This is a genomic window from Bacillus sp. JJ783, from assembly GCF_036963225.1.
Lineage (GTDB): Bacteria > Bacillota > Bacilli > Bacillales > Bacillaceae_G > Bacillus_A > Bacillus_A cereus_U.
The window spans coordinates 1,410-14,674 of the sequence record NZ_JBALMG010000038.1 but is presented as its reverse complement, the minus strand read 5'-3'; the positions used below and the strand labels follow the sequence as shown (position 1 = coordinate 14,674).

Sequence of the window (13,265 nt, the reverse complement as noted above, 5' to 3'; positions counted from 1 at the left end):
GGGGGATGAACAATCCCCCACTGATTATAGTTTCACTTTATTTCTTCACTAGAAAAACCACCCAAATGAGGGTGGCGCTTATTATATATAGTTATTAAATGTGTTATTTTCTAAGGAAGAGAGGGGAATCTTCACTTCAGTACCTTCTTTCATATTTCGCAGCACTACTGTTTCTGTAACAATTTCCTCTTCGCCAATTATAAGCACATACGGGATATTTTCTTTATTGGCATAATTAAGGGCACGTTTTAATTTGCGTCCTGCTAGTTCAAGTTCGACTTTTAAGGAAGTAGTAGAGCGCAATTGCTGGGCGATTTGTAAACATTGTAATTCTGTCCCGAGTGGAATGATAAAAAGATCCGCTGTTGATGATGTGGTTTCTTTCTGTGATAGAGCTGTATAAATAACATCTAAACCGAATGAAATCCCTACAGTTGGATAGCTCATATTATCACCACGGAAGGCTCCGATAATATTATCGTAACGACCACCGCTACCGATACTAGATGTAATCGTGCCATCTTTTAGAAAGATTTCATACACAGTGCCTGTATACATTGTGAGTCCTCTTGCTAAAAACGGATTGAATATCGTATTTTCATTTATTCCGAGAGCGAGTAAGTATTGCTGTAATTGTTGCAATTCGTTTACTCCATCGTCAACAAGTGGATTATTGAAAGTTTCTTTAAATTCGGCAATAGTAAGTTTTAGGCAAGATAAAACGGTATTACATATCGTGTCGGCCATTTCTACAGAAATTCCACGCTCCAATACATCTTTTCGTATACCATCAATCCCAATCTTTTCGATTTTATCCAATGATAAAATTACGTCACTCGTTAATTCGGTAGGGATGTTAATAGACTGGAGAATACCGTTTAATAATTTTCGATTATTATATTGAATCGTTACTTCTAAGTTTAACGTTCGGAATAGTTCAAATGCCATGCTCATAAGTTCAGCTTCTGCCATGACAGACTCTACACCAACTATATCAACATCACATTGAATGAATTCACGAAATCTCCCTTGCTTAATCGGACCATCTCGAAATACTTTACCAATTTCATAACGTTTAAAAGGGAGGCGAATATTTGGATTCATCGCGACAACTTTGGCGAAGGGAATTGTTAAATCGTAACGTAAGGCAAGCTCGCGTTTTCCTTGATCCTGAAGTGTATATATTTCTTTTAAAATCTCATCACCACCACCGTACTTGTATGACATAAGTTCATACATATTTAACGTTGGAGTTTCTAAAGGTTTACACCCATATCGCTCAAACGTATCTTCACATGCTCTTTTAATTTTATTTCGCAGTACTTGTTCCTCTGGTAAATAGTCTTTTGTTCCTTTTACATTTTTCATTTCCACTAGAATCACTCCTCTTTTAAATTAAAAAAAGCTATGCGGGTATAAAAATACCCACATAGCTTTATGAACGCTTCGTGGGTCAACAGGAAAAGCCCTGTACCCACGAAGAAAAATTTTCTTCGGATACACGGCGTTACGTATGATGATGAAGTTGGAAAGAAGTATTAAAAGTTCGCATTACAAATCTCTCCTTAACATAAGTTTTTCCAAATTATATCAGATGATTTTTGAAATATCAATATTTTCAGTTTTGAAAAAAGCGTGAAGTGATGTAGGAGAAATGGAAAAGAGTGTATAATAAAAGAAAACTTAATGATATGAAATAACCTTTTAAGGAGAACATTATGAAAAAAGATAAAACAAATGCGATGCGAATATTAGATAAAGAAAAAATTGAATATTCGATGATGTCATATGATCCAGACGATGGGAAAATTGATGGCGTATCAGTTGCGGGGAAAATTGGTAGAGAAGTGAGAGAAGTATATAAAACACTTGTCGCTCAAGGGAATAGTAAAGATTATCATGTGTTCATTATCCCAGTAGATGAGGAACTCAATTTAAAAGCGGCGGCAAAAGCAGTAAGTGAAAAGAAGATTGAAATGATTCCTGTTAAAGATATTACGAAAGTTTCAGGGTATATTCGCGGTGGTTGTTCACCAGTAGGGATGAAGAAGTTACTTTCTACATGTATTGATGAAAGTGCCCAATCACTTGAAACGATCATTGTAAGCGGAGGGAAAATCGGCGTGCAAATTGAGCTTAAAGTTGAAGATTTGATGAAAGTGACGAGAGCGCAATTTGGAGAAGTAACGAAATAAATAGTGAAATTAAAAGGGATATAGAATCCTTACATATTTGAAAAAAGAAGTGCTAGTAAACCAGTGGATTTGAAATACAATCGTTATTAAGGCTTACTTTTTAAAGAACACTTTAATTTAAATCCCACAGCATATTTATAATATGTTGTGGGATTTTTCTACTTGAACCTCTAAAATTGAACAACTTCATTATTTTTAAAGTAACGTGTACTGAAGGAAAAAGATAAATATACCTTTATATAACTTCAAAGAGAACTCATTGAAATCCATATACTGAACTAATTCTAGTTCAGTATATGGATTTTGGGTTTTAACGGGTCAATCCATTTAAAAATAATGTTTTTCATCTGTTATACTTAAAAAAACGAACATTTTAATCCGTTTAAATAAAAATGTTCATATTTTTGTTGTGTATTCACAAATAGTTTGTTATATTATCAATATAATAATTTTGAATAACATCACTCGTATATACTCGGTAATATGGTCCGAGCGTTTCTACCTAGTTCCCAATGAAAGAACTGGACTACGGGTTAAAGTATTCGGTCGCTTTCTGTATTGAGCCGCTACCGATCTATAATTTAGCAATGGTCTCATCTTTTGCTTAATTAACTTTGACTACCGTAGTTCTAGAAAGTAGAGATTCTTCTACAATTTCTAGAGCTTTTTTCTTTGGACCAAAACATCGAGTATAGAAAACAACAAGAGAAAGAGGAGAGATTATTTATGAAGAAAAACCTGTTGAAAAAATATGGTGCTCTAGCAACTACTATCGTATTATCATTCTCAATACTTGCAGGATGTAATGCTAGTCCAAAACAAGTAGTAGAGGCAAAAAGTAATCAAAAACCTATCTTAATTCAAGGTCCAATGCCAATAGAAGCTGAAAAATTTGCAAAAAGGTTAAAAAATGTGAAAGAAGAAAAATCTGGAACTTTTGTATTTTATAAAGGTACTGTAGACAATTATCCTGTAATCGTTGCGAAAACAGGTAAAGGAATGGAAAATACAGCAGCCGCTACAGCAGTGGCTATTGAAAAATATAAGCCTATAGCGATTATTAACCAAGGAACATCAGGCGGGCATGATCCTAATTTAAACGTATTTGATATTGTTTTAGGAAAAAAAGTCGCGAATATAGGTTCATTAAAAACAACAAATATGGATGAGAACCAAGGAATTGAGCCGGCAAAATGGATATCTATGGACCTGATGGCTTCTGAAGGAAGTGCAGGAGAAGATCCAAATGCTGAGAAAATCCGATACTACGAGGGAGATAAGGATTTACTTGCAGCAGCTAATGCAGTAAAAGGCAAATATACAAAAGGTAAAGTGGTGGAAGGTACTATAGGTTCAGCAGACGTTTGGAATAATGAAGTTGATCGAATTAAGTGGTTCCATACAAAATACGGTACATCTGTAGAAGAAATGGAAGGCGCTGCCGCAGCGCAAATCGCAAAAGCTTATGACGTACCATTCTTAGGAATTCGAGTATTATCTAACAATAAAACAAACGGCGGAAAATACAACCCGAATACAGCAGCGGCAAATCAAGAATATGTATACGAAGTAGTTAAAAAGTATATAGATTCGATGCCAAATAAATAAGTAAGTAAAGGTAGTTCTATTTTCAACATAAACATCAAGTAACTCCAAAAGTTTTAGAGACAGATAGACCTATATTAGGATTAGTAGTTGGAAAAAAAAAAGCTTGTTTCTTATTTGAAAAGATAAGAAATGAGCTTTTTTATGTAAATTTTTTTTATGAACTATTCAATAAATATGTATAATTGCATAAAAAAATTGAAGTTTATAAGTTATCATTAAACTACTTTTTACTGTAAGCGAATATTTTAATAGTCTTTACTAGAGAAGAATATTCTTTGTGAAAATAAAAATTGTTTATGTAATTGAAGAAACTAAAATTTAGGAGAACAGTATGAAAAAGAAACTATGTACATAGGCTTTTTTGATTAATCAATTCAAATTATATTTTAAAGGGGAAATGGGTATATGAAGTTCCGAAACACAAAACTTGCTCTGGTTACACTATCATCATTTTTTATTTTAGGTTATGCATCTCTATCATTCACAGATATCATACATGGTGAAGTAGTTTCTGCATCTCCACAAGTAGATACGTTTTCAGCACAAGAGATTACTGTAAAAAACTATGACGATACATATTATAATAACGCTATAGGAAAAACGGGTTTAGAATTAAAGAAGGAACTTCATAATGTTATTGATAATCATACAAAGATATCATACAGTGCGGTTTGGGAAGCGCTAAGAGATACTGATGAAGATCCAAATAATAAAAATAATGTGTTGCTCTTATATACTGGGCGTTCGCAAGGGAAATTTACGAATGGTTCAGGAGTTGATAACTGGAACCGAGAGCATGTTTGGGCGAAATCACACGGTGATTTGGGAACGGCTGCAGGACCAGGAACAGATCTGCATCATTTAAGAGCGACAGATGTATCTGTAAATAGTTCACGTGGAAATCTGGATTTTGATAATGGTGGTATGAATCATTCGGAAGCGACAGAATGTAAATATGATAGTGATTCTTGGGAACCTCGTGATAGTGTAAAAGGAGATATCGCTAGAATGCTGTTTTACATGGCTGTTCGTTACGAAGGAGACAACGGCGAAATAGACTTAGAACTAAATGAAAAGGTGAATAACAACAAAGATCCATACATGGGGAAACTATCTGTTTTACTAAAATGGAATGAACAAGACCCTGTCGATGATTTAGAGCGAAAGCGTAATGAAGTGATTTTTACAAAATATCAACATAATCGTAATCCTTTTATTGATCATCCTGAATGGGTAAATAAAATTTGGAACTAAGATTTTCAAAGAATTTTTAGTGACATTATACTTTGACAGAAGGGATGGATCATTATGATCCATCCCTTCTTATGTTTATGCTAAAATAAATGTTTTTCATAGGAGTGCAATAGATTATAATAAAGCTTTTTACTTAAAGCAATAGTTTCAAGTGGTAAGCTTTATTTTACTTCATTTATATATAACGTTCACAGCACATACAAATTATTGCAACATTAGACAGGGAAACGAAAAAAATCCAAGAATATGTAATATAAAAGGAAAAGAAAAGAGGGAAAGAGATGTGGAAAACTACCGATCTATGTGATGAATTTGAACAAGAATTACAAATATGTCGCCAGTCTTTTCAATCTTATGGAAAGAAAGAACAATTCTATGGGAAAATCGCAACAGTAAAAGTGAAGGATGATAATGTACTAGTAAAAGAGGGGTTACAAACACTGCCAGAAGGAACGGTATTAGTGGTTGATGGTGGAGCTTCTAAAAATTGTGCGTTACTTGGTGATAATTTAGCAGCTATTGCGGAAGAAAGAAACTTAGCAGGAATTATTGTAAATGGATATGTTCGTGATTCTATGGAGCTAAAAAATATTAATATTGGTATTTTAGCGTTAGGGACGATGCCAAATAGAAGTGTAAAAGAAGGAAAAGGAGAGCGAAATATTTCATTGCAATTTGGTGAAGTCGAATGGAAACCGAATGAATATGTTTATGTAGATGAAGATGGAATTATAGTTAGTGATAAAAGCTTACATAGTGAGGGATGACTTCTAATAATGGAAGGCTATTAAGCTATTATTCTTAGAAAATAAATCCGATAAAGCATGGACAAAATTCTTTGTCAATAGTAAAATAATACAGAAAATCAAAATTTGTAGAATGTATAGGTTTATCGTATTTACGATAAAGTGAAATTTTAATCAGTGGGGATTTTGTTCATCCCACTGATTATTAGCCTTCACCAATCGGGCATTTACGGGCAGTTGATCCCTACCTAACTTCTTTGCTTTCGTTGAATTTGAGGTGGGGGTCTTACTGCTCGTTAATGCGGGTAGGAGGTGTTGTACATTTTTGTTCGACACTTACAAAAAGAGAGTGTCAACCGCATACCCTTAAAGGGTCTTTTTTTGTGTGAATGTTAGTAAAGGGAGGGGATTTTGGGATGGCAATGTTAAAGAAATGGCTGCTTACATCATTAATGGCAGTGGCACTTGTATTTGTTTCTTTTGCGAATACAGTACATATTACGTTTGCTGAAGGAAAGACAGCGAAACTTGCAATTATTGGTGAATCACAAAAAGGAATTATGTTATGTCCGAAAGAAGTTTCCATTGAAGATGGAGAAACAGCTTTTAGTTTGCTACAAAAAGTTATGGGTGACAAAGTAACATCTGAAAGTATGTCATTTGGAACGTATATAAAGGGCATCGATGGATTAATGGCCGGAGCAACGAGCGCTTGGTTGTATGATGTAAATGACAAATCTGCAGAAGTTGGGGCGGATAGTTATAAATTAGAGTCTGGGGATGTTGTTGCATTTCGTTACGTCGCAGACTGGAGCAATATGAGTCAAGAAACATTGCAACAAACGTTAGATAAATTTGGCACTTGTAAAACTGTAGAAGAGCCAAAGACAGAGGAACCGAAACCAGAAAAACCCGATGGTAAAACAGAGGAACCAAAACCCGAAGGTAAAACAACAGAACAACCAAAGCAAGAGAAAATCGAAATCCCAGCCGCACAATTAAACGAAGCGATTTCTAAAACGTCAGAAAAGATGTTACAAGATGGAATTGGTAGTGATTGGGTTGCGATTGGACTTGCTCGTTCAGGTGTAAATGTTCCACTTGAAACGAAAATAAACTATGTTAAGCCAGTAGCTGAAAAAGTTAAGAAGCGTTTAAATCGTTTTTCAGCAACAGATTTAGCTAGAACGATTATTATGATGAATGCAATGAATGTAGATCCTACAAAGGTAGAGGGACAAAATTTAGTACAAAATTTATTTGAATCAGATAAAGTGAATTCCGTTACAGGATACGCATTTACATTACTTGCATTAGATACAAAGAAATATGAGGTTCCGGCCGAAGCGAAATGGAATCGAGCTGCTTTAGTACAAGCACTTTTACAGGCGCAGCATACAGACGGTGGCTGGACGTATGATAGTTCAAGTAGTAAAGAAAGTGCTAGTAACGTTGATGTAACAAGTATGGTATTAGCAGCATTAGCTCCTTATCAAGAACAACAAGACGTTAAGCCAGCTATTCAAAAAGCTGTGGATTACTTATACAAGCAGCAGTTAGGTAATGGTGGTTTTGCTGCTGATGGACAAGAGAATTCTAATAGTACTGCACAAGCAATTATTGGACTATCGTTAGTTAAAGATGTAGATCACAATCGTCTTAATAAAGCAGTACAAAATTTAATGTCATATCAGCTTCCAAATGGTGAGTTCAAATGGTTACCAAGTGATCAAAACGGTAGTGGAATGGCTACAGAGCAAGCATTTTTAGCTTTACTTCAGTTTAAAGAGCTTGGAAAATCGATTTATGATTGGTCAAATGTAGTAGAGAATGAAATCGATACGAAACCAATTGTAGAACCAGAGCCAACTGTAGAAGAAAAAGAAGTTGTAGAACAACCGAAACAACAAGAAGAGTTACAAAAACAACCAAAAGATGAAAATCTGAAAGTTGTTGTAAATAACGAACGAGTTAATAAAGAAACAAATAAGAATAAGAATAAGAATCAATTACCACAAACAGGAGCATCTTCTCATAGTGCAGCTGCACAAGTAGGTATGGGTGTATTATGTATCGCTTCTGCATATGTATTATGGAGACGTAAAGCAGCTTAACAAAAATTAGGAGCAATCATTTGCTCCTAATTTTATTATAAAAGGTGAGGGCTAATAATGAGTGGAGATGAACAAAATCTCCACTCATTAAAGTTTTACTTTATTATGAAAGGTGAGGGGCAGCATGAGTAAAATGAAATGGTTCATTTCTTTAATTCTTTCATTGGGATTATTAGCCGGATGTGAAGAAACGGCTGTAAAACCTGAGAAGAAGGCAGAAACGAAGCAAGAAGAGCAAAAAGAAGTAGCGAAACAGGAAGAACAAAAAGATGTACCGAAACCGGAAGAGACACAAGCTAAACCGGAACAGAAACCACAAGAAGAGCAGAAAGATAAACAAGAACAAAAAGTAGAAGAGAAACCGAAAGAAGAAAAAGCGCAGGAACAACCTGAGGTAAAGAAAGAAGAGAAACCAAAGGAACAGCCTGCTGCAAATAAACAACCAGAGCAACAAAAAGTACAAGAAGAGAAACCCCAGCAACCGAAAGCACCAGAAGTAAAAGAAGAAGCAAAGGTTGTGAATCAGCCGAAAGAAACACCGAAGCAGGAGCAAAAGGAAGATCCGAATAAAGAGGAGAAAACGATACCGACTCCGGCAGTACCAACTCCTGAACCACCAAAACCAGATCCAGTACCAGTACCGAAACCGCAAGCGAAACAAGTCACTATCTCGGTAAAAGGACATGAAGGATACTTATTAGGTGCGAAAAAGGTTGATGTACAAGAAGGTGCTACTGTATATAGTGTACTAAAGAGTACAGGATTAGATGTTGATGCAAGTGGATCTAAAGGTGATGTTTACGTAAAAGGGATTAATGATTTATACGAAAAAGATATAAGTGATACAAGTGGTTGGAAATACCGTGTGAACGGTGCATTTCCGAATCGTAGTGCTGGTGTAGTTACAGTAAAACCAGGAGATACAATTGAATGGGTGTATGTATTAAAATAAGAAAGGACCTTCGGTAAAGGACTATGAAAATAAGCTTTTCTTCTTTACATCCTTTTGTGAATTTTTTCTATTATATTGGGGTGATGATACTATGCATGATGTGTCTTCATCCTCTTTTTTTAATTGGAGCGATTGTACTAATAGTAATCTTAAATATAGTGCAAGGAAATGGCGAGAAAATAAGAAACATGCTGCCGAGTACTATTGTATTCTTTTTAATGGTAATTTTATTTAATTCGCTATTAACACATAGAGGGGCGACTACGTTATTTTGGTTAGGAGATAGCAGGATTAAGCTTGAGGCATGTATGTTTGGACTTGTTATGGGGCTATTATTAGTTACGATTATGTTTACGTTTGCTTCTTATAACGATATTATTTCGAGTCATAAATTTTTATATTTATTTTCAAGAATTTCACCGAAAGTAGCATTGTTAACGATGATTACAGTACGATTTGTTCCTTTATTTATTAGGCGATTAAAGAAAATTACACTCGTCCAAAAAACGAAAGGTGTACAGTTAGATTCGGGTTCACTCATTGAGCGTATAAAAAATGGGATGAAGTTACTTCAAGTGTTATTAGTTTGTTCGTTAGAAGATGCACTACAAACAGCAGATTCTATGCAAGCTCGCGGATTTGGTGTAACGAAGCGTACGACTTATATTCGATATAGAATGGAAAGACGCGATTGGTACACGTTAAGTTATTTAAGTATTCTACTTATAACCTCATTCATATTTAGTTATTATGGTGGAGGGAAATTGATCATTTATCCGAAAGTGGAATCAATACTATTCCAGCAATATGATGGAATGATGTTTTTCCTATTTATGATGTTTATTAGTTTACCGATTGTAATGGAAGGAAGGGAATGGATATGGTGGCGCATGCAGAAATAAAGAATTTATCATTTATATATGCTGATGAAAATGAAGAAGCGTTACAGCATATTTCTCTTTCTGTTCAAAAAGGAGAATTTATAGTACTTGCTGGTGGTTCAGGTTCTGGGAAGACAACTTTATTAAAGCATTTCAAAAAGGAGTTACTTCCAATTGGCACGCGTTCTGGACATACATATTATGATGGTGCTTTATTAGAAGAAGTACCTGATTTATTATCTGCACAAGAAATTGGTATGGTATTTCAAAATCCAGAAAATCAGCTCGTAATGGATACAGTTATTCAAGAATTAGCATTCTCTTTAGAAAATATCGGGCTACCATCACATATTATTCAACAAAGAATAGCGGAACTCATTAGCTTTTTAGGATTTCAAGATTTGTTACATCAATCTGTTCATACTTTATCTGGTGGTCAAAAACAACTAGTAAATTTAGCGGCGGTATTAGTCATGCAGCCGAAGTTACTATTACTGGATGAACCGACAGCACAACTAGATCCGATTGCAGCGAAAGAGTTTTTAGGATTGTTAAAGCGTATTAATGAAGAACTTGGAATTACGATTATTTTAAGTGAACATCGTTTAGATGAGGTGATGTCGCTAGCGACTCGTGTCGTTTGTATGGATAAGGGCCGAATCGTTTATGATGGTAGCCCTAAAACGGTTATAGCGAACATGTGGGAAGTAGAAAAGTTCCGTCCATTCATTCCGCAAATTCCAAGATTGTTTTTAGAGTGGAATGTGAAAGAGATTCCATTTACAGTGCGAGAAGCGCAAATGAAAATGAATGATTTTTCAGCGATATCATATAGGAATGGGCAAGTAGAACAATGTGAAAAGCAAGGAGTAATTTTAAGTGCAGAACATATATCTTTTCAATATGAAAAAAGTAGTCCACTTATTTTACGAGATTTAACAGTGAACATCGAAAAGGGAAAATGGACAGCTCTAGTTGGGAAAAATGGAACCGGGAAGTCTACATTGTTAACGATTTTAGCAGGATTGCAAAAAGCTAGAAGAGGTAAGGTAAAGTGGAATGGAAAAGTGATACATAAAATTGATTCGAAAGAACGATTTAAAAGTATAGGGTACGTATCGCAACATCCGTACTATCATTTTACATTTGATACAGTATGGGAAGAGGTTTATGAGCGTGCGCGTGAATTATATGGCGAAGAGGGAAAAGTAATAGCAGAAGAAATGTTGAAAAAGTTCTGGTTAGATTCACTTAAAGAGCGTCATCCACATGATTGTAGCGGCGGAGAGCAGCAACTACTCGCATTATGTACAACGTTATTGTCAAAGCCAACGTTATTATTACTGGATGAGCCGACAAAGGGACTAGATCCATGGAAAAAGGAAAGAGTAGGAGAGCTATTTAAACAGTTGCAAAAAGAAGGTACAACAATTGTAATGGCAACGCACGATATTGAGTTTGCAGCGAAATACGTTGATCAATGTATGATGTTATTTGACGGGAAAGTCATTATGAATGATGCACCGAAAGAGTTCTTTAGTGGTAACTTCTTTTATACAACATCTATTAATAGATTCATCCGTAGAGAGTTGCCATTTGCATTAACGTGGGAGGATGTGTACGAAGCGTGTCCAAACGATATGTTGCATTTATAATATTTATTTTTGCTGTTGTAATATGTACACTACTCTTTACGACTCTTATTATGGACGGGTATTACATGGTAAGTAGTTTGTTTTTATTAGCTATCATTATGTTACCTTTCTATGTCCGTTTTGAAAGGAAGGCGTTTGTTTCACGTGAAATTGTTATCGTTGCTGTGTTAGCGGCGATTGCAGCGGTTAGCCGGGTACCATTTTCTATTTTACCGAGTGTACAACCGACTTCTTTTGTCATTATCGTTTCTGCAATTGTTTTTGGGAGTGAAACTGGCTTTATGATTGGGGCAACGGCGTCTATTGTATCTAACATTTTTTTAGGACAAGGTCCGTGGACTCCGTGGCAAATGTTCTCTTGGGGCATGATCGGGTTTATAGCAGGATTACTTCGAAATACATTTTTGATGAAAAAACTATGGGGACGACTCATATATGGATTTGCCGTTGGATTTCTATTTGGCTGGATTATGAATTTATGGGGTCTTCTTGGTTTTGTACAGGAAGCAACGTGGGAAACAGTTATTGCTTACTATGTCGCAAGTTTTTCTTTCGATCTTAGTCATGCGATATCGAATGTTATTTTCCTGCTGTTATTTAGTACGTCATGGATTACGATCCTCACAAGATTTAAAAAGAAATACGGTATATTAGATGAGCATAAGGTGACATAGAAAAGCATACTCATATAAGGTAGGGTCGCGACTTACATATTCGTTTGCCTCTTTCATGCTTCTTACATATTGTAAGAAGCATTTTTTACTGTCAAAAAATAGATCCAATATACATCCGTTATCCTATAAAATTATTTGTATAATAGTAGGTGAGAACTTTTTTCAAGGGGGAGGTGTATAGTTAATGAAGTTAGTTATTCCGAAGCAACATGGTGCATGGGCGATGCTTGTCATACCATTTCTATTAAGTGTATTACTTGGTAAACCTACTTTTTATCATATCCCATTGTTTTTAGCCTGGTTCTTTATCTATTTAGCTACTTATCCATTTCTCATGTACATAAGGCAAAGACGAAAAAAAGAATTTCTACACGCTGCAATTGTTTATTTTATCATTGCATTTGTATTTGGGATGATTTCTTTATTATATGAATGGCGAATTCTTTTATTCGCAGTATTAATGATTCCATTGTTTATTGTAAATATGTATTACGCTCGTCAAAAAAATGAACGAGCATTACTAAATGATGTTTGTGCGATTATAGTGTTTTGTATAGGTGGCTTAATAAGTTATTATTTCTCAATGAAATTTATTGATAGAACCGCATTATTCATTGCGCTTATTTCATTTCTATATTTTTTAGGAAGTACGTTTTATGTGAAAACGATGATTCGTGAAAAAAATAATCCGAAGTATCGTTTTATATCTTGGGGATATCATATTATATTAACGGTAATCGTATTTACTATAAATCCGTGGTGTTCACTCATATTTGTACCAAGTGTAATTCGGGCCATTATGTTGTATGGCAAAAAGATTTCTATATTAAAAGTAGGGATTTTAGAAATTGTTAATTCTGTATATTTTTTAATCATAACGGTAATAATGATGAAGTATGCCATTTGAAAAAAAACTTCCCATCTTTTGATGGGAAGTTTTCATTCTTGTTCTAAAATATGAACTGTATAATCGCATCTTTGTAATGCTTGTTCTACAGCGTAAAGGGATTGTTCAATACGTGCACGATTAAAATCTTCTTCAACAGTTTGTAATGCATCTTCTAAACAATGTTTCGCTTCTTGTAATGATTGAAAAGAATCTTGTACGTATCCACGAGCATTCTTTTGCAACGTAGTAGCCTCCTTTTGTACATCTTTTTGTAGTATGAACAATAAAGAAGAAAAT

12 protein-coding genes and 1 riboswitch are annotated in these 13,265 nt (G+C 34.9%); of the genes, 10 read left to right on the top strand and 2 right to left on the bottom strand.

The features are described 5' to 3' along the window. Positions 1-81 precede the first annotated feature (81 nt). Entirely contained in the window at positions 82-1,368 is a 1,287-nt protein-coding gene (locus tag V7038_RS08730; RefSeq protein WP_335469857.1) for a histidine--tRNA ligase, read from the bottom strand. A 350-nt stretch (positions 1,369-1,718) separates the two neighbouring features. Here V7038_RS08730 and ybaK point away from each other — a divergent pair, with 350 nt between their 5' ends. From ybaK to V7038_RS08680, 10 genes are all read left to right on the top strand, one after another. Then, positions 1,719-2,195: a Cys-tRNA(Pro) deacylase gene (ybaK, locus tag V7038_RS08725; protein ID WP_070139709.1), complete on the top strand. Its 477-nt coding sequence runs from the start codon at positions 1,719-1,721 to the stop codon at positions 2,193-2,195. 445 nt (positions 2,196-2,640) lie between these two features. Then, positions 2,641-2,744, top strand: a riboswitch (purine riboswitch). A 177-nt stretch (positions 2,745-2,921) separates the two neighbouring features. After that, positions 2,922-3,803: a 5'-methylthioadenosine/S-adenosylhomocysteine nucleosidase gene (locus V7038_RS08720; protein WP_070139708.1), complete on the top strand. Its 882-nt coding sequence runs from the start codon at positions 2,922-2,924 to the stop codon at positions 3,801-3,803. 405 nt (positions 3,804-4,208) lie between these two features. Next, positions 4,209-5,057: an endonuclease I family protein gene (locus V7038_RS08715; RefSeq protein ID WP_335469851.1), complete on the top strand. Its 849-nt coding sequence runs from the start codon at positions 4,209-4,211 to the stop codon at positions 5,055-5,057. A gap of 281 nt (positions 5,058-5,338) precedes the next feature. Further along, entirely contained in the window at positions 5,339-5,824 is a 486-nt protein-coding gene (rraA, locus tag V7038_RS08710) for a ribonuclease E activity regulator RraA (RefSeq protein ID WP_070139707.1), read from the top strand. 395 nt (positions 5,825-6,219) lie between these two features. Next, on the top strand, positions 6,220-7,917 hold the full coding sequence (locus V7038_RS08705; protein WP_335469848.1) for a DUF4430 domain-containing protein: 1,698 nt from the start codon (positions 6,220-6,222) through the stop codon (positions 7,915-7,917). 124 nt (positions 7,918-8,041) lie between these two features. Continuing rightward, positions 8,042-8,869: a DUF4430 domain-containing protein gene (locus V7038_RS08700; protein ID WP_335469846.1), complete on the top strand. Its 828-nt coding sequence runs from the start codon at positions 8,042-8,044 to the stop codon at positions 8,867-8,869. 23 nt (positions 8,870-8,892) lie between these two features. Next, on the top strand, positions 8,893-9,771 hold the full coding sequence (locus V7038_RS08695) for an energy-coupling factor transporter transmembrane component T (RefSeq protein WP_070139704.1): 879 nt from the start codon (positions 8,893-8,895) through the stop codon (positions 9,769-9,771). Then, positions 9,744-11,405 (top strand): ABC transporter ATP-binding protein, encoded by a 1,662-nt coding sequence (locus tag V7038_RS08690; RefSeq protein ID WP_070128791.1) that lies wholly within the window; start codon positions 9,744-9,746, stop codon positions 11,403-11,405. The genes V7038_RS08695 and V7038_RS08690 overlap by 28 nt, the downstream gene beginning before the upstream one ends. Next, entirely contained in the window at positions 11,378-12,079 is a 702-nt protein-coding gene (locus V7038_RS08685; protein WP_335469844.1) for an ECF transporter S component, read from the top strand. The genes V7038_RS08690 and V7038_RS08685 overlap by 28 nt, the downstream gene beginning before the upstream one ends. Positions 12,080-12,263: 184 nt before the next feature. Then, complete coding sequence (locus V7038_RS08680; RefSeq protein WP_002161105.1) at positions 12,264-12,986, top strand: YwiC-like family protein; 723 nt, start codon at positions 12,264-12,266, stop codon at positions 12,984-12,986. A 32-nt stretch (positions 12,987-13,018) separates the two neighbouring features. Here the strand turns inward: V7038_RS08680 and V7038_RS08675 are convergent, their stop codons facing one another. Continuing rightward, positions 13,019-13,210, bottom strand: coding sequence for a hypothetical protein (locus tag V7038_RS08675; protein ID WP_002110871.1), 192 nt, complete (start codon positions 13,208-13,210; stop codon positions 13,019-13,021). Positions 13,211-13,265 lie beyond the last annotated feature (55 nt).